Genomic DNA, 16,061 nt, shown 5'->3' with positions numbered 1-16,061 from the left:
GTGGTACCGCGGCTCGCGAGGAGTCGTCCCGGCGTCCGGCACGACCGACGACTGCGAGACGACATGACCTATCCGAAGCCCACTCCCTCCGGCGCCTCCTTCGGCCCCGCGGCGGTCGTTCCGAGCCCGCGGTTCCCCGACATCGAGGACGAGGTGCTCGCGTTCTGGAGCGAGGACGACACCTTCCGCGCGTCCGTCGCCCGCCGCGATGGGGCCGAGGAATGGGTGTTCTACGACGGCCCGCCGTTCGCCAACGGGCTGCCGCACTACGGTCACCTCCTCACCGGGTATGCCAAGGACCTGTTCCCGCGCTTTCAGACCATGCGGGGGAAGAAGGTCGACCGGGTCTTCGGCTGGGACACCCACGGCCTGCCGGCCGAACTCGAGGCGATGAAGCAGCTCGGCATCTCCGAGAAGACCGATATCGAGGCGATGGGCATCGATGTCTTCAACGACCGCGCCCGCGAGTCGGTTCTCGCCTACACCCGGGAGTGGCAGGACTATGTCACGCGGCAGGCGCGGTGGGTGGACTTCGAGCGCGGGTACAAGACCCTCGACACGACCTATATGGAGTCGGTGCTGTGGGCGTTCCACACGCTTCACGACAAGGGGCTGGCGTACGAGGGCTATCGGGTGCTCCCGTACTGCTGGCGCGACGAGACTCCGCTGTCCAGCCACGAGCTGCGGATGGACGACGACGTCTACCAGATGCGGCAGGATCCGTCCGTCACGGTGACCTTCCCGCTGGTCGGGGGGAAGGCCGAGGCTCTCGGGCTGACCGCCGTGCGCGCCCTGGCCTGGACGACGACGCCCTGGACGCTGCCGACGAACCTCGCGCTGGCCGTGGGCCCGGACATCCGTTACGTCGTCCTTCCGGCGGGTCCGCGCGGTGCCGCCGACGTCCACACCTCTCCCGACGGGACGCCGGATGACGCGGTCGAATCGAGCGCCCACCGCTACCTCCTCGCCGAGGATCTGCTCGCCGGTTACGCCAAGGACCTCGGATACGACACGGCCGACGAGGCCCGCGCGGCGGTCGACGCCACCGTCATGGGGGCGGAGCTCGAGGGCGTGGCGTACGACAGGCTCTTCGACTACTACGCCGATGCCGAGGCCTGGGGGACGCACAACGCCTGGCAGATCCTCGTCGACGACTACGTCACGACCAGCGATGGAACCGGCATCGTCCACCAGGCTCCCGCCTACGGCGAGGATGACCAGCGTGTCGCCGACGCTGTGGGCATCCCGACCATCCTGTCCCTCGACGACGGGGGACGGTTCCTGCCCGACGTGACGGATGTCGCCGGCCAGCTGTGGATGGAGGCCAACCGTCCGCTCATCCGTCTTCTGCGCGACGCGGGGCGGCTTCTGCGCGAGGCCAGCTACGAGCACTCCTATCCCCACTGCTGGCGCTGCCGGAACCCTCTGATCTACAAGGCCGTGTCGAGCTGGTTCGTGCGAGTCACCGCGATCAAGGATCAGCTGCTCGCCGGAAACGAGCAGATCACCTGGGTTCCCGACAACGTCAAGCACGGTCAGTTCGGCAAGTGGCTCGAGGGCGCGCGCGACTGGTCGATCAGCCGCAACCGTTTCTGGGGCTCGCCCATCCCGGTGTGGAAGAGCGACGACCCCGAGCACCCGCGCGTCGATGTCTACGGATCTCTCGCCGACCTCGAGCGCGATTTCGGTCGTCTGCCCCGCAACCCCGAGGGGGAGGTCGACCTGCACCGGCCGTACATCGACGAGCTCACGCGCCCGAATCCGGATGACCCGACCGGCCGCAGCACGATGCGCCGGATCGAGGACGTGCTGGACGTCTGGTTCGACTCCGGTTCCATGCCCTTCGCGCAGGTGCACTATCCGTTCGAGAATCAGGAGTGGTTCGACGCGCACGCGCCGGCCGACTTCATCGTGGAGTACATCGGGCAGACCCGCGGCTGGTTCTACGTCATGCACGTCCTGTCCACGGCACTGTTCGACCGGCCCGCCTTCAAGGCCGTGTCGGCGCACGGCATCGTTCTCGGCAACGACGGTCAGAAGATGTCCAAGTCGCTGCGCAACTATCCCGATGTCCGTGAGGTCTTCGACCGCGACGGGTCCGACGCGATGCGCTGGTTCCTGATGGCGAGCCCGGTACTCCGCGGCGGAAACCTCGTCGTGACCGAGGAAGGGATCCGCGCCGGGGTGCGCGAGTTCCTCCTGCCGCTGTGGAACGCCTGGTACTTCTTCACCACCTACGCCAACGCCTCCGACGGGTACGAGGCGGCGTGGCGCACCGATTCGCAGGACGTGCTCGACCGCTACATCCTCGCGCGCACGGGCGACCTCATTCGCGGCGTGACCGCAGACCTGGAGGGGCTGGATTCGACGACGGCGGCAGCGAAGCTGCGCGACTTCGCCGAGGTGCTCACCAACTGGTACATCCGTCGCTCACGCGACCGCTTCTGGGCCGGGGTGTCGGCGGACGACCCCCGCACGACCGAGGCGTTCGACACCCTCTACACGGTGCTCGAGACCCTCACCCGGGTCGCGGCCCCCCTCATCCCGCTGATTTCCGAGCGGGTGTGGCAGGGTCTCACCGGGGGACGAAGCGTTCATCTCCAGGACTGGCCGGACGCCGGTGCGTTCCCCGGAGCCGATGACATCCGCGACGCCATGGACTCCGTTCGGGAGGTCTCCTCGGTGGCCAACGCGCTCCGCAAGAAGCACGGGCTGCGCGTGCGCCTGCCGCTGCCGAGCCTGACCGTCGTCACCCGCGACGCGGCGGGTCTGCACCGGTTCGAGGGCATCGTGCGCGACGAGCTGAACGTGAAGTCGGTGACCACGGCAGAGCTCGACGACTCCGTCGCCGAGCGCTACGGCATCAGCAAGCGGCTCACGGTGAACGCGCGGGCGGCAGGTCCACGCCTGGGCAAACAGGTGCAGCACGTCATCGCCGGGGCCAAGGCCGGTATCTGGGAGGAGCACGACGGTGGCGTCGTGGTCGACGGGATCGCCTTGGAGCCGGGCGAGTACGACCTGGCCCTCGAGGCGGGGGGCGCGGCGGAGGGCACCGCCATCGCGCTGCTGACCGGCGGCGGGTTCGTGCTGCTGGACACCGCCACGACACCCGAGCTGGAGGCCGAGGGCCTTGCCCGGGATGTGATCCGTGCGGTGCAGGACACCCGCAAGGCCGCGGGGTTCGAGGTCAGCGATCGCATCGAACTCTGGCTGAGCTTCGATGAGGCCGATGATCGCGTCGCGGTCGAGGCGGCCTTCGATACGGCGGGAGTCGCGACGGAGACCCTCGCGGTCGCGCACGGTCTGTACGGACCACGCGGCTCGAGGCCGTCGGACTCCGAGCCCGAGCACACCGCCCGCTTCGACGCGGGGGCCTTCGCCAACCGCGGCCCCTTCGAGGTCGCCGTGTCACGACGGGAGGCATGATGGGCGACCGCGAACGCGCCGATCGGGTGTACGAGGCGCTCCTGACCCGCCAGGGGGAGCGGTGGGTCCAGCCACGGGTGGAACGTACGAGACGGGTGCTCGAGCTGCTGGATGACCCGCAGCACACCTACCGCGTCATCCACGTCACCGGCACGAACGGCAAGACCTCCACCAGCCGCATCATCGAGAGTCTGGTGCGTGCGCACGGTCTGCGCACGGGACTGTTCACCAGCCCCCACCTGGCCCGGTTCACCGAACGGATCATGATCGACGGTGAACCCGTCGCCGACGCTGCGGTGGCCGATGCGTGGGACGAGATCGCGCCTATCGTCGACCTCGTCGACGCGGAGCTCGAGGCGGCCGGCGACGCGGCGCTGACCTTCTTCGAACTGCTGACCGTGCTCGCCTTCGTCGCCTTCGCCGATGCGCCGATCGATGTCCTCGTGCTCGAGGTCGGGATGGGCGGGTCGTGGGATGCCACGAACACCGCAGACGGTGACGTCGCCGTCTTCGCCCCGATCGATCTCGATCACGCCGACCGTCTGGGCGAGACCATCGTCGAGATCGCGGCGGTGAAGTCGGGGATCATCAAATCGGGTGCCGCCGCGGTGTCTGCGCGACAGCAGCCGTCCGCCGCGCGTGTGCTTCATGAGGCAGCCGCCCGGCAGAGCGCGACGCTCGCCGTCGAGCAGGAGGACTTCGCGCTCGAAGACGCCCGGCTCGCGGTGGGCGGCCAGCTCGTGACCATCCGGGGGCTGCATGCCCGGTACACCGACGTCTACCTGCCGCTGTACGGCGCACATCAGGCCGAGAACGCCACCCTGGCCGTCGCCGCGGTCGAGTCGCTCCTCGCACCCGGTGACCGCGGCCTCGATCCCGACGTGGTCGCCGAGGGTCTAGGCTCGGCGACGTCCCCCGGCCGCGTGCAGGTCATCGGCGCCGACCCCACCGTCGTCGTCGACGCCGCGCACAACCCGCACGGCGCCCGAGCGCTGGTCGCCGCCCTCGCGGCATCCTTCGACTTCGACGAATGGGGGGTGGTGCTCGGCGTTCTCGACGACAAGGATGCCGCGGGGATCCTCGAGGGCCTCTCGGCGGTCGAGGGGCCGGTGTTCGCCACCGTTCCCGATTCGGAGCGTGCGCGCGACGCCGACGGGCTGGCCGACCTCGTCGAGGCCGCCGGGCGAAGGGTCACCGTGCATCGCGACCTGCAGGACGCCGCCGATGCCGCGAGGGAGTGGGCCGCGGCGTCCGTCCGCCGTGCCATCGTCATCACGGGGTCCGTCGTCCTGGCCGGGGAAGCGATCGTCCTCGCCGAGGACGAGGACTGGCGCGGCGGGTGGCGCGCATGACCGCGTCTGCCGCCGACCGTCCCCGTCGTCCGCGTCGACGGCGGGGAGCCGAGGAGTCCCTCGGGTCGATCGTCCTCGGCTTCGAGTCGCTCATCGCCTTCCTCGGCGGCCTGGTCGTCTACGGGCTGCGAGCCCTCCCCGAGCCGATCCCGGCGTGGTGGGGAATCGTCGCGGGCACCATCGTCGCCGTCCTCATGATCATCACGGCCGGCCTTCTCCGGCATCGGTGGGCGATCGTCGTCGGATGGATGCTGCAGGTCGTCGTCGCGCTCGGTGCCATCCTCGTACCGGCGCTGCTCTTCGTGGCGCTCATTTTCGGTGGGATGTGGGGGTATGCCACCATCAAGGGTGCTTCCCTCGATGCGCGCAACGCGCGACGGGCGGCGGAAGAACGGGAACGAAACGGAGACTGACTGACATGGCCACGCAAGAAACCCTCGTCCTGGTGAAACCCGATGGCGTCGCCCGGGGGCTGACGGGGGCGGTCCTCGCCCGTATCGAGGCGAAGGGCTATGCCCTGGTCGACATCCGCCTGGTGGAACCAGACCGCGAGCGCCTCGAGGCGCACTACGCCGAGCACGAGGGCAAGCCGTTCTACGAACCGCTCCTGGAGTTCATGATGTCGGGTCCGTCGGTGGCGATACGCGTCGCCGGAAACCGCGTCATCGAGGGGTTCCGCTCCCTGGCAGGCGCGACCGACCCGACGGCAGCGGCACCGGGAACCATCCGGGGCGATCTCGGACGCGACTGGGGACTGAAGGTGCAGCAGAACCTCGTGCACGGTTCGGACAGCCCTGAGTCGGCCGCGCGCGAATTGTCCATCTGGTTCTGATCAGAACAGCGAGCCGAGGACGTCCAGTCGCACCTGGGCGAGGACCGCCACGACCGCGTAGCTGAGGACGGCGAAGAGCGGAAGCCACCCCATGAGCCGGTCGGCGGCGCGACGCAGCGGCTTCGGAGCAGGGAGGATTCCCGTCCGCATGACGTGCAGGGTCACGGCGTAGAACGACGGGATCGCCACCACCCAGGTCACCATGCACCAGGGGCACAGGGTGCCGAGCACGAAGATGCTCTGCGCGATCAGCCACACGACGAAGACGAACGCCAGAGTCATACCGAGCTCGAAGAGAAGCCAGAACCAGCGCGCGAAGCGAGCACCGGAGAGGATCGCCGCCCCCACGACGATCGGCGCGATCCACCCCGCCAGCCCCAGGATCGGGTTGGGGAATCCGAAGACCGCACCCTGAGCGGATTCGAGATTCCTGCCGCACTGCACGAGCGGACTGAAATCGCACGACGCGCTGGATCCCGGGTTCTCGAGCAGATGGAACCGCTCCATCGTCAGGGAGAAAGCGGCCCACCACCCGACGACGCCGGCGACGATGAGCCAGATCGCCAGAGCGCGGGGCTGGGAACGCGAAGACGCAGCGGGCATTGCTCGATTCTGACACCGGCATCCTGAATGCGTGCCGCAGGCGCGACGCGCACCCCCGACCATTGCGGGAGCGCGTCACCCGTGCCCGATCCATGCCGTGTGCGATAATGAACGTCGATGCGTGGCGGCCGCGCCGCCTCATCGCATCACGAAGACTTCGGGCGATGACCGCCCTCGCAGCCCGAGCCGCGGGCCGGCTGCAGACCGTAGTGAGTTCGCGGCACCGCAGGTGCGGCGCCGCCAGAGATTTCGCCGGACGACGCGCGGTGTCGCCCCCGCAAGGAGTAAGCCAGTGATGGCCGATGAGAACGAACAGCATGTCGAACCTTCCGCCGAGGGATCTTCGGCCGCGACACCGGACGCGGCCGAAGGCGAGACCGCGGCTCTGATCGAGTCGATCGCGGTCTACGAGGACGGAGCGCCCGCCCCTGAGACGGATTCCGCCGAGACGCCACCCGACAGCGCCGCACCGACCCCGTCCTCACCGACGGAGTCCGCTGATGCGGAGTCCATCGATGCGGAGTCCCCGGAGCCGGCCGAAAGCGGGGATGTGCCGTCAGCCGACGGGACCGTCGAGTCGTCCTCCGACTCCGGTGAGGGGGAGACGCCTGAGGGTCCGCCCACCGCGGTGAGTCTGGGGCTCCTGCCGGAGATGTTCGTCTCGTCGGTGTCGACGACGCTGCACTTCTACGCCCCCGACCTTCCGCCCCTGCCCGCTCTTCCCTCCCGTCCTCCCCGCTCCGAGCCGAGCGCCCCCGCGGCGACCTCCTCCAAGCGCCGGCGACGCCGCGGTGGATCCGATGGTCGCGACGACGACGGCGACCAGAGTCGAGACCGCGACGAGCACCCGCGCCAGCGTGCCGTCGAGCTCGTCACCGAGCCTCAGCGCATCAAGGGGTCGACCCGACTGGAGGCGAAGAAGCAGCGTCGCCGCGACGGCCGCGAGGCCGGTCGACGCCGGGCCGTGGTGACGGAGGCGGAGTTCCTCGCGCGCCGCGAAGCCGTCGATCGCGTCATGATCGTCCGATCCAAAGCCGGACGCATCCAGATCGCCGTCCTCGAGGACAACGTCCTCGTCGAGCATTACGTGGCCCGTCACCAGGACGCCTCCCTCATCGGCAACGTCTACCTCGGTCGTGTGCAGAACGTCCTGCCCAGCATGGAGGCGGCCTTCGTCGACATCGGACGCGGCCGCAACGCCGTGCTCTACTCCGGCGAGGTCGACTGGGATGCGGTTGAAACCGGCAACCAGCCGCGCCGGATCGAGCTGGCGTTGAAGTCCGGCGACAAGGTGCTCGTCCAGGTCACGAAGGACCCGGTCGGACACAAGGGCGCCCGTCTCACCAGCCAGATCTCCCTTCCCGGGCGCTACCTGGTGTACGTCCCGGGTGGTGCGATGAACGGGATCTCGCGGAAGCTCCCCGACACCGAGCGGGCGCGGCTCAAGCGCATCCTGAAGGAGGTGCTCCCCGAGTCATCGGGGGTGATCGTGCGCACGGCGGCGGAGGGCGCGACCGAGGACCAGCTGACCCACGACGTCCAGCGTCTGACCACTCAGTGGGAGCACATCAGCCGGCAGGTCGAGTCGATTCAGGCTCCCGCGCTGCTGCATGCAGAGCCCGACCTGCTCGTGAAGATCGTCCGCGACGTCTTCAACGAGGACTTCTCGAAGATGCTCATCCAGGGCGACGACGCGTTCCAGACGATCACGTCGTACCTGCAGAGCGTCGCGCCCGATCTGCTCGAGCGGGTCACCCGATTCGAGGGCGATGCCGATCCGTTCGACGAGTTCCGCATCACCGAGCAGATTGAGAAGGCACTGGACCGGAAGGTCTGGCTGCCCTCCGGCGGATCGCTCGTGATCGACCGCACCGAGGCGATGACGGTCATCGACGTCAACACCGGGAAGTTCGTCGGCTCAGGGGGGAACCTCGAGGAGACCGTCACGAAGAACAACCTCGAGGCTGCGGAGGAGATCGTGCGCCAGCTCCGGTTGCGCGATATCGGCGGCATCATCGTGGTCGACTTCATCGACATGGTCCTGGAGTCCAATCGCGACCTCGTGCTGCGACGCATGGTCGAGTGCCTCAGCCGCGACCGCACGAAGCATCAGGTCGCGGAGGTGACGTCGCTGGGGCTGGTCCAGATGACGCGGAAGAAGCTCGGACTCGGCCTGCTGGAGACCTTCAGCGAGGCGTGCGAGGTCTGCGCGGGGCGCGGAATCATCGTCCACCACGATCCGGTCTCCAAGCATCGTGCGGCGGGCAGCAGGCTCGAGCGGACGCCGACCGCGCAGCGGATCGTCGTCCAACGGCGGCTCTCAGGGCACGCACGTCATCACCGAAGGGGTCAAGTCCGCGCTCGCCCAGATCGCCGCGTCGACGATCCAGCCGCACGCGGAGGACGAGCGACCGGAGATCCCGCCGGCGGTCGTGGAGGCGGTCGCCGAAGCCATCGCGGAGGACGGTGTCGAGCGTCCAGGCGATCGGGAACGTCCCAAGAAGCCTCGTAAGAAGCGCCCGGACGCAGGCAAGGGTCCGAAGTCCGAGGCGGAGCTGCTGCTCGACTCGGTTCTGGACGCGCTTCCCGAACCGAAAGCACCCGGTCAGGGCCGCGCGCGGCGGCGGGTGACGACCGCAGCACTGACGGGGACGCCGGTCAGCCACGCACCGGTCGAACCGCCTCAGTGAGGGGAACGGCCGCGGCGCTCGCGCGCGGTGATGCGCAGCCCCGATGCGAGCAGCGCACGGACGAGTTCGTGGCCGTCGACCGCCCGTGCGCCGGCATCCACCAACCGGTCGTACGCGTCCTCGGGGACGTCATAGTGGTCAAGATCGAATCCGCGCCGGGGGATGCCGGCCGCCGCGGCGAAGGCGTGGAGCTCATCGAGGTCGCTGTCGCTGATCAGGTGCGACCACAGCCGTCCGTGCGCGGGCCACCGGGGCTCATCGATCAGGATCGCCATCCGCTGATCCTAGGGCCCTCTCCAGACACGCGCGCACGAGCTTTTGCCTGAGGTCCGGGCATCCGGTAAAGTATTCCTTTGGTGCGTCGAGAAATCCGCACCACGTCTTGTGTGACATCCCGAGCGCGTGCGCTCCCAGAAGAAAAACAGGTGTGAAGTGGTTTACGCAGTTGTGCGCGCCGGCGGCCGGCAGGAGAAGGTGGAGGTCGGCACCATCGTCGTCCTCGACCGTCAGCAGGCGAAGGTGGGCGACAAGCTCGAGCTCCCCGCGGTTCTGCTCGTCGACGGCGACGCCGTGACGACCGATGCCGACAAGCTCGCGAAGGTCACCGTGACCGCCGAGGTCCTCGGCGAGGAGCGCGGCCCCAAGATCGTGATCCAGAAGTTCAAGAACAAGACCGGCTACAAGAAGCGTCAGGGGCACCGTCAGGACCTCACGCGCGTCAAGATCACCGGCATCAAGTAAGCCCAGGGAGACGTAGAGATGGCACACAAAAAGGGCGCAAGCTCCACCCGGAACGGTCGTGACTCCAATGCCCAGCGCCTGGGCGTGAAGCGTTTCGGCGGCCAACAGGTCCTGGCCGGCGAGATCATCGTGCGTCAGCGCGGCACTCACTTCCACCCCGGCGCCAACGTCGGCCGCGGTGGCGACGACACCCTTTTCGCACTGTCGGCGGGCGCCGTCGAGTTCGGCACCAAGGGCGGCCGCAAGGTCGTCAACATCGTCGCGGCCGAGTAACGGCCTCCTCGAACAGTTCTCCGGGAGGGGGCGGGCGGATGCTCGCCCCCTTTCCCACTCCAATCGCGATTCTTCGCCCGACCGCAGGGAGCAAGATGGTCACCTTCGTCGACCAGGTGACGCTGCACCTGCGGGCCGGGAAGGGCGGCAACGGCTGCGTTTCGGTGCGGCGTGAGAAGTTCAAGCCGCTCGCCGGACCGGATGGCGGCAACGGCGGTCACGGCGGCGATATCGTCCTGGTGGCCGATCCGCAGGTCACGACACTGCTGTCGTACCACCACTCTCCTCACCGCAATGCCGGCAACGGCGGGTTCGGGATGGGCGATCACCGCTCCGGCGCGGCCGGCGAATCCCTCGAACTCACCGTCCCGGTCGGCACCGTGGTCAAGGAGCCATCCGGGGAGACGCTCGTCGACATGATCGAACCGGGCATGCGATTCGTCGTCGCTCCCGGCGGCCGCGGTGGACTCGGCAATGCCGCCCTCGCCTCACCGAAGCGCAAGGCACCGGGCTTCGCCTTGCTCGGCACACCCGGGTGGGAGGGCGATGTCGTCCTCGAACTGAAGACCGTCGCCGACGTCGCGCTCGTCGGCTTCCCCTCCGCCGGCAAATCCAGCCTCATCGCCGCGATCTCGGCCGCCCGCCCGAAGATCGCCGATTACCCGTTCACCACGCTGCATCCGAACCTGGGCGTGGTCCAGGCCGGTGACGTCCGCTACACCGTCGCCGACGTTCCCGGCCTGATCGAAGGTGCCAGTGAGGGCCGGGGATTGGGGCTGGAGTTCCTCCGCCACGTCGAGCGGTGCACGGCTCTGGTGCACGTCCTGGACTGCGCCACCCTCGATCCGGGGCGGGATCCGCTCACCGACCTGGATGTCATCCTCGCCGAACTCGAGGCGTACCCCGTGCCCGACGACCAGGTCCCGCTTCTCGACCGGCCGCAGCTCGTCGCCCTCAACAAGGTCGACGTGCCGGAAGCGAAGGATCTCGCCGACCTGGTCCGTCCTGAGCTCGAAGCGCGCGGGTTCCGGGTGTTCGAGATCTCGACGGTCTCTCGCGAGGGACTTCGCCCGCTGACGTTCGCCCTGGGCGACCTGATCTCCGCGCACCGCGTCGCGCAGGCGTCCCAGCCTCCGGTCGAGCGCATCGTCATCCGTCCCAAGGGCGCGGAGGCCGACTTCACCGTCCGGGTGGAGGGCGGATCCTACGGACCGGTCTACCGCATCCTGGGCGAGAAGCCGGTGCGGTGGGTGCAGCAGACGGACTTCCAGAACGAGGAGGCCGTCGGCTTCCTCGCCGATCGCCTGGATCGACTCGGGGTCGAGGACGAGCTGTACCGCGTCGGCGCGACAGCCGGCGCCACGGTCGTCATCGGCGAGGGCGAGAGCGTCGTGTTCGATTGGCAGCCGTCGCTCAGCTCCGCAGCGGAGCTCATCGCGGCACCCCGTGGCACCGATCCGCGCTTCGACCAGAGCACGCGTCGCACGACCTCTCAGCGCCGCGAGCGGTATCACGACCGGATGGACGCCAAAGCGCAGGCGCGTGCCGACCTCGAGGCCGAACGCCGGGCAGAACGGCAGGCCCCTGAGGAGTCCGAGTGACCCTGATGGACCGTGCCGGTATTCCGGGTGCCCGCCGTGTCGTGGTAAAGGTGGGTTCCTCCTCGATCAGCGGAGACAACGCGGCCAGGATCCAGCCGCTGGTGGAAGCCCTCGCGCGTGCGCATGCCGCCGGCACGGAGGTGGTGCTGGTGTCATCCGGCGCGATAGCCACCGGCATGCCGTTCCTCGCCCTCGATGAGCGGCCGAGCGATCTCGCCACGCAACAGGCCGCCGCCGCCGTCGGGCAGAATGTCCTCGTCTACCGCTATCAGGAGGCGCTTCGTCCCTTCCGGATCGTGGCCGGCCAAGTGCTCCTGACTGCCGGCGACCTCGAGAACGCCACGCACCGCTCCAACGCCCGACGTGCCATGGAACGCCTGCTGGGGCTCCGGATCCTGCCGATCGTGAACGAGAACGACACCGTCGCCACGCACGAGATCCGCTTCGGCGACAACGACCGGCTGGCGGCGATGGTCGCCCAGCTGGTGGGCGCGGACGCGCTGATCCTCCTCAGCGACATCGCCTGCCTCTACACCCGGCCGCCCGACCAGCCGGGAGCTCGACCCATCGTCGACGTCGCGCCGGGCGATGACCTGTCCGGTTACGAATTCGGCTCGGTCGTGGTGAACAGCGTCGGGACCGGGGGAGCGGCGACCAAGGCGTCGGCGGCCAGGCTCGCCTCGGCATCGGGGATCGCGACGCTCGTCACCAGCGCCGATCTCGTGGAGTCCGCCCTCGCCGGCGGTCAGGTCGGCACGTTCTTCGTTCCCCGCCCCGTCCAGACCCCCGTGCCCACGGGCGCCATCCGCACCACCGCGTGACCGACGCGCACGGGCCGGCTCGGTACCCTGGAGGCATGTCGACGCTCTCCGCCGCACAGGCTTCCGCCCCCATGGCTCCCGACGCAGCCGACAACGGCCTCACCGATGACAACGCCGCATCCCGCATGCGGAAAGCCAAGGATGCCGCCCGCTCCATCGGTCTTCTGACCGACACGCAGAAGCGGGACGCGCTCCGCGCGATCGCGGACGCGATCGAGGGCGCCGCCGACGAGATCATCGCCGCGAACGCGGACGATCTCCGGCGCGGACGTGAGACCGGTCTGTCGGAAGCGCTGCAGGACCGTCTTTCGCTGGATGAGGCGCGTGTGGCGGTCCTTGCCGAAGCGGTGCGCGAGATCAGCGCCCTCCCCGACCCCGTCGGACGTGTCCTCGATCGACGGACACTGCCCAATGGCGTGGCACTGACCAAGGTGTCGGTGCCCTTCGGTGTGGTGGGGGTCATCTACGAGGCACGGCCGAACGTCACCGTCGACATCACCGCGCTGGCATTGCGTTCCGGTAACGCCGTGGTCCTCCGCGGGGGAAGTGCTGCGCTGTCGAGCAACGCCACGATCGTTTCGGTGATGCGCCGGGCTCTCACCGGCGAAGGCATCGATCCCGAGGCGATTCAAACGGTCGACCCCTTCGGACGCGATGGCGCTCGTGCGCTCATGACGGCGCGAGGTCTGATCGACGTCCTCGTGCCCCGGGGCAGCGCGGATCTCATCCACACCGTGGTGACGGAGTCCACCGTCCCGGTGATCGAGACCGGTGCGGGTGTCGTTCACATCGTCCTCGATGAGACGGCCCCCCTCGACTGGGCGCGCGACATCGTCGTCAACGCCAAAGTGCAGCGACCCAGCGTCTGCAACGCCGTCGAGACGGTGCTGGTCCATCGCGCGGCCGCGGGACGGCTCGTTCCCGCGGTGGTCGATGCCCTCGTCTCCCGTGGCGTCACCGTCCACGGGGATGAGGATGTGCTGGAGTTGGCAGGCCAGGGCGTCCCGGCGACCGACGCGGATTGGGCGGCGGAGTACCTCAGCCTCGATGTCGCGATGCGCGTCGTCGATGATCTGGATCAGGCCCTGGATCACATCCGCCGCTACTCCACTCAGCACACCGAATCGATCATCACGATGAACGACGGCAGCGCCGAACGATTCGTCGCGGAAGTCGATTCCGCGGTGGTGATGGTCAACGCCTCGACGCGATTCACCGACGGCGGCGAGTTCGGCTTCGGGGCCGAAGTCGGCATCTCCACCCAGAAGCTCCACGCCCGCGGCCCGATGGGTCTGGCCGAGCTCACCAGCGCGAAGTGGATCGCGCGGGGTGCCGGGCAGGTGCGCGGCTGACCGCCTAGACTGGGAGCGCCTGCACCCGGGAAAACGAACGGAGCCCGAATGACGACCTTCGCGACGCTAGTCAGCCTCGCCGCCGAAGAGGCCGAGTCCCACGGGAACGTGGCGCTGGAGACGGTGTGGTACGGCATCGTCGCCATCGTCGTCTTCGCAGCTCTCGCCCTTGTCACCGCTTCGTACCGCAACGTGGCCAACCGTCACGCTCCCAAGGCCGAGGCATACTCCCAGGCGCACGCCAACGACATCGTGAAGGCGGGGCACGGCCACTAGGCCGAGCGCATGAGTTCGGCGCGTCCCCCGAGGATCGGGGTGATGGGTGGGACATTCGATCCCATCCACCACGGCCATCTCGTCGCAGCCAGCGAAGTGGCGCAGTCATTCGATCTCGATGAGGTCGTCTTCGTACCGACCGGAAATCCCTGGCAGAAGACCCGCGTCAGCGACAGCGAGCACCGCTACCTGATGACGGTGATCGCCACCGCGTCCAATCCCCAGTTCACGGTGAGCCGGGTGGACATCAATCGCTCCGGTCCCACCTACACGATCGACACGCTCCGCGATCTGAAGCACCAGCGTCCCGACGCCGAGCTGTTCTTCATCACCGGAGCCGATGCCATAGCGCAAATTCTCAGTTGGAGGGACCATGATGAGTTGTGGGATCTCGCCCACTTCGTCGCCGTCTCTCGCCCCGGTCATGTCCTGGACACCGAGGGTCTGCCGACCGAGGACGTGAGTCAGCTGCAGATCCCCGCGCTCGCCATCTCGTCGACGGATTGCCGAGAACGCGTTCGCCGAGGCCACCCGGTGTGGTACCTCGTGCCGGACGGCGTCGTGCAATACATTGCCAAGCATCACCTCTACCGGAGCAAGGAATGACGGAGAATCCAGCGAACCCCCCGCTGACCCGCAAGCAACTGCGCGAGATCCGCAACACCGGTGCGACTCCGGTCGTCAGCCAGGAAGCGATCGAGTCGGCACGTGAGGACGCCGTGGACGCTGCGGCGCAGACGGAGACAGCGACCGAGAAGGTCGACGCCGCCCCCGCCCCCCTGGCGCGGGCCGCGGAACCCGCCGTGATCGGCGCCCGACCCGTTGCCGACTCGGCCGTCGATCTCGGCGTCTCGCCTCTCACACGCCGACAGGCACGGCAGCAGGAGCGGATCCGCACCGCGTCGGTACCCGTGATCACGCCCGATCTTCTCGAGGCGACGCCGCGCCCGGCGACGTCCGAGGTGGTCGCCCCGGTCGAGGAGGCGATGTCCGTACCGGTTTCGCACGACGACCGCTCCGCCCCTGCCCGAGAGCCCCGGACAGCCGACGCCGGCGCCGCCGAACGTGCCACGGTCAGCCCGAAGCTCGGCGCCGAACTCCTCGAAGCCGAGGCCGTGCAGGTCGATCTCCCGCCCTCGTTCGATCAACTCCTCACCAGGGCACCGGCCTCCACCTCGAGCACGCCGCACGCATTGATCGTCTCCCAGACGCCCTCTCCCCAGATCATGGCACCGGTGAACGCGACCGGCGAGGTCATCATCACGGGGATGCTCAACCTCCCCGACGGCCTCGGATCCACCGGCCACGCACGGGGAACCGCCGACGGCAAGGACGTCGACGCCGTGCTCGTCGACGGCGAGCTCCCCGCGCATTCATCCCCCACACCGATCGCCGCGAGCGCAGCGATCAGCACCGTGAAGCTGCCCGGCGAGATCATCCAGCCTCCGGCTCCCGAGAAGGGCAGCCGCCTCATGATCGCCCTGGCCATCACCGCCGGTGCCCTCGCCCTCGCGCTCGCCGCGGTCCTCATCCTCGCCTTCGTGAGTGGGGTGTTCGCATGACGGCCTCGGAGAACTCCCGGGAGATGCTGCAGATCGCCGCTGCTGCGGCGGACGCGAAGGGCGCTGAAGACCTGGTCGCTCTCGACGTCTCGGAGCCGCTCCCTCTGGTCGACATCTTCCTCCTCGCGACGGGACGCAGCGAGCGCAACGTCGCCGCCATCGCCGACGAGGTCGAGCAGAGGCTGCTCGAGGCGGGGCATAAGCGGCTTCGCCGCGAGGGCCGCCAGGAGGCACGCTGGGTGCTGCTGGACTTCGGCGACCTGGTGGTCCACGTCTTCCACGAGGAGGAGCGGATCTTCTATGGTCTCGAGCGGCTGTGGAAGGACTGCCCCGTCGTCCCGATCGAGCTCCCCGCGCACGCGGGCGAGTCTGATCCCGCCCGTGGTTCGAGGCACGCCTGACGATGTAGTAATCTTGTGGGGTTGCCTCGTGAGGCGACATCGGGGCCTGTGGCGCAGCTGGTAGCGCACCTGCATGGCATGCAGGGGGTCAGGGGTTCGAGTCCCCTCAGGTCCACCGAGAAAGCCCCCGA

Annotated in this window: 16 protein-coding genes and 1 tRNA gene; 15 read left to right on the top strand and 2 right to left on the bottom strand. The window is 68.7% G+C overall.

Annotated elements, in window-relative coordinates; translation table 11 throughout:
• Nucleotides 1–63: 63 nt before the first annotated feature.
• The 4 genes from ileS to ndk are packed head-to-tail and all read left to right on the top strand — an operon-like array spanning nucleotide 64 to nucleotide 5,610.
• Nucleotides 64–3,426, top strand: coding sequence for an isoleucine--tRNA ligase (ileS, locus tag QSU92_RS00225; RefSeq protein ID WP_289263994.1), 3,363 nt, complete (start codon nucleotides 64–66; stop codon nucleotides 3,424–3,426).
• The gene (locus tag QSU92_RS00220; protein ID WP_289263992.1) at nucleotides 3,426–4,778 is read left to right on the top strand and encodes a bifunctional folylpolyglutamate synthase/dihydrofolate synthase; all 1,353 of its coding nucleotides are present in this window, start codon (nucleotides 3,426–3,428) and stop codon (nucleotides 4,776–4,778) included. Before ileS ends, QSU92_RS00220 begins: the two co-directional genes overlap by 1 nt.
• Nucleotides 4,775–5,191 carry a DUF4233 domain-containing protein gene (locus QSU92_RS00215; RefSeq protein ID WP_289263991.1) on the top strand — a complete coding sequence of 139 codons (417 nt, stop codon included), beginning with the start codon at nucleotides 4,775–4,777 and terminating at the stop codon, nucleotides 5,189–5,191. Before QSU92_RS00220 ends, QSU92_RS00215 begins: the two co-directional genes overlap by 4 nt.
• Before the next feature lie 5 nt (nucleotides 5,192–5,196).
• The gene (gene ndk / locus QSU92_RS00210; protein WP_289263989.1) at nucleotides 5,197–5,610 is read left to right on the top strand and encodes a nucleoside-diphosphate kinase; all 414 of its coding nucleotides are present in this window, start codon (nucleotides 5,197–5,199) and stop codon (nucleotides 5,608–5,610) included.
• On the opposite strand, the gene QSU92_RS00205 is transcribed toward ndk, so the two are convergent.
• The gene (locus QSU92_RS00205) at nucleotides 5,611–6,213 is read right to left on the bottom strand and encodes a vitamin K epoxide reductase family protein (RefSeq protein ID WP_289263987.1); all 603 of its coding nucleotides are present in this window, start codon (nucleotides 6,211–6,213) and stop codon (nucleotides 5,611–5,613) included.
• Nucleotides 6,214–6,508: 295 nt separating this feature from the next.
• Between QSU92_RS00205 and QSU92_RS00200 the strand changes: the two genes are divergently transcribed.
• Nucleotides 6,509–8,725 (top strand): Rne/Rng family ribonuclease, encoded by a 2,217-nt coding sequence (locus QSU92_RS00200; RefSeq protein WP_479724389.1) that lies wholly within the window; start codon nucleotides 6,509–6,511, stop codon nucleotides 8,723–8,725.
• A gap of 171 nt (nucleotides 8,726–8,896) precedes the next feature.
• Here QSU92_RS00200 and QSU92_RS00195 read toward each other — a convergent pair whose 3' ends face one another.
• Nucleotides 8,897–9,178 carry a DUF4031 domain-containing protein gene (locus QSU92_RS00195; RefSeq protein WP_289263984.1) on the bottom strand — a complete coding sequence of 94 codons (282 nt, stop codon included), beginning with the start codon at nucleotides 9,176–9,178 and terminating at the stop codon, nucleotides 8,897–8,899.
• A 157-nt stretch (nucleotides 9,179–9,335) separates the two neighbouring features.
• Between QSU92_RS00195 and rplU the strand changes: the two genes are divergently transcribed.
• The 10 genes from rplU to QSU92_RS00145 all read left to right on the top strand — a co-directional run bounded on the left by rplU (nucleotide 9,336) and on the right by QSU92_RS00145 (nucleotide 16,045).
• The gene (gene rplU / locus QSU92_RS00190; RefSeq protein WP_164478179.1) at nucleotides 9,336–9,644 is read left to right on the top strand and encodes a 50S ribosomal protein L21; all 309 of its coding nucleotides are present in this window, start codon (nucleotides 9,336–9,338) and stop codon (nucleotides 9,642–9,644) included.
• Nucleotides 9,645–9,662: 18 nt separating this feature from the next.
• Entirely contained in the window at nucleotides 9,663–9,917 is a 255-nt protein-coding gene (gene rpmA, locus QSU92_RS00185) for a 50S ribosomal protein L27 (protein ID WP_124293341.1), read from the top strand.
• A gap of 95 nt (nucleotides 9,918–10,012) precedes the next feature.
• Nucleotides 10,013–11,518 carry a GTPase ObgE gene (obgE, locus tag QSU92_RS00180; protein ID WP_289263967.1) on the top strand — a complete coding sequence of 502 codons (1,506 nt, stop codon included), beginning with the start codon at nucleotides 10,013–10,015 and terminating at the stop codon, nucleotides 11,516–11,518.
• Between the two features lie 5 nt (nucleotides 11,519–11,523).
• Nucleotides 11,524–12,339 (top strand): glutamate 5-kinase, encoded by an 816-nt coding sequence (gene proB / locus QSU92_RS00175; RefSeq protein WP_289265959.1) that lies wholly within the window; start codon nucleotides 11,524–11,526, stop codon nucleotides 12,337–12,339.
• A gap of 71 nt (nucleotides 12,340–12,410) precedes the next feature.
• A complete protein-coding gene (locus QSU92_RS00170; RefSeq protein WP_289265958.1) occupies nucleotides 12,411–13,691 on the top strand; it encodes a glutamate-5-semialdehyde dehydrogenase in 1,281 nt (426 codons plus the stop codon).
• 48 nt (nucleotides 13,692–13,739) lie between these two features.
• The gene (locus QSU92_RS00165) at nucleotides 13,740–13,967 is read left to right on the top strand and encodes a hypothetical protein (RefSeq protein ID WP_289263965.1); all 228 of its coding nucleotides are present in this window, start codon (nucleotides 13,740–13,742) and stop codon (nucleotides 13,965–13,967) included.
• A 9-nt stretch (nucleotides 13,968–13,976) separates the two neighbouring features.
• Nucleotides 13,977–14,573 carry a nicotinate-nucleotide adenylyltransferase gene (nadD, locus tag QSU92_RS00160; RefSeq protein ID WP_289263962.1) on the top strand — a complete coding sequence of 199 codons (597 nt, stop codon included), beginning with the start codon at nucleotides 13,977–13,979 and terminating at the stop codon, nucleotides 14,571–14,573.
• Nucleotides 14,570–15,529, top strand: coding sequence for a hypothetical protein (locus QSU92_RS00155; RefSeq protein WP_289263960.1), 960 nt, complete (start codon nucleotides 14,570–14,572; stop codon nucleotides 15,527–15,529). Before nadD ends, QSU92_RS00155 begins: the two co-directional genes overlap by 4 nt.
• On the top strand, nucleotides 15,526–15,930 hold the full coding sequence (gene rsfS / locus QSU92_RS00150; protein ID WP_289263958.1) for a ribosome silencing factor: 405 nt from the start codon (nucleotides 15,526–15,528) through the stop codon (nucleotides 15,928–15,930). The genes QSU92_RS00155 and rsfS overlap by 4 nt, the downstream gene beginning before the upstream one ends.
• A 42-nt stretch (nucleotides 15,931–15,972) precedes the next feature.
• Nucleotides 15,973–16,045, top strand: a tRNA-Ala gene (locus QSU92_RS00145).
• Nucleotides 16,046–16,061 lie beyond the last annotated feature (16 nt).

Origin of the sequence: Microbacterium sp. ET2 (genome assembly GCF_030347395.1) — a bacterium.
Lineage (GTDB): Bacteria > Actinomycetota > Actinomycetes > Actinomycetales > Microbacteriaceae > Microbacterium > Microbacterium albipurpureum.
Note: the sequence above shows the minus strand (reverse complement) of the source record. Positions and strands in the feature narration are given on the sequence as shown.

Coding starts and splice junctions, on each gene's coding strand:
- rsfS (WP_289263958.1), top strand. CDS start 15,526: ATGACGGCCTCGGAGAACTCCCGGGAGATGCTGCAGATCGCCGCTGCT.
- proB (WP_289265959.1), top strand. CDS start 11,524: ATGGACCGTGCCGGTATTCCGGGTGCCCGCCGTGTCGTGGTAAAGGTG.
- QSU92_RS00220 (WP_289263992.1), top strand. CDS start 3,426: ATGGGCGACCGCGAACGCGCCGATCGGGTGTACGAGGCGCTCCTGACC.
- QSU92_RS00200 (WP_479724389.1), top strand. CDS start 6,509: ATGGCCGATGAGAACGAACAGCATGTCGAACCTTCCGCCGAGGGATCT.
- rpmA (WP_124293341.1), top strand. CDS start 9,663: ATGGCACACAAAAAGGGCGCAAGCTCCACCCGGAACGGTCGTGACTCC.
- QSU92_RS00165 (WP_289263965.1), top strand. CDS start 13,740: ATGACGACCTTCGCGACGCTAGTCAGCCTCGCCGCCGAAGAGGCCGAG.
- QSU92_RS00155 (WP_289263960.1), top strand. CDS start 14,570: ATGACGGAGAATCCAGCGAACCCCCCGCTGACCCGCAAGCAACTGCGC.
- QSU92_RS00170 (WP_289265958.1), top strand. CDS start 12,411: ATGGCTCCCGACGCAGCCGACAACGGCCTCACCGATGACAACGCCGCA.
- QSU92_RS00205 (WP_289263987.1), bottom strand. CDS start 6,213: ATGCCCGCTGCGTCTTCGCGTTCCCAGCCCCGCGCTCTGGCGATCTGG.
- QSU92_RS00195 (WP_289263984.1), bottom strand. CDS start 9,178: ATGGCGATCCTGATCGATGAGCCCCGGTGGCCCGCGCACGGACGGCTG.
- ndk (WP_289263989.1), top strand. CDS start 5,197: ATGGCCACGCAAGAAACCCTCGTCCTGGTGAAACCCGATGGCGTCGCC.
- ileS (WP_289263994.1), top strand. CDS start 64: ATGACCTATCCGAAGCCCACTCCCTCCGGCGCCTCCTTCGGCCCCGCG.
- QSU92_RS00215 (WP_289263991.1), top strand. CDS start 4,775: ATGACCGCGTCTGCCGCCGACCGTCCCCGTCGTCCGCGTCGACGGCGG.
- obgE (WP_289263967.1), top strand. CDS start 10,013: ATGGTCACCTTCGTCGACCAGGTGACGCTGCACCTGCGGGCCGGGAAG.
- nadD (WP_289263962.1), top strand. CDS start 13,977: ATGAGTTCGGCGCGTCCCCCGAGGATCGGGGTGATGGGTGGGACATTC.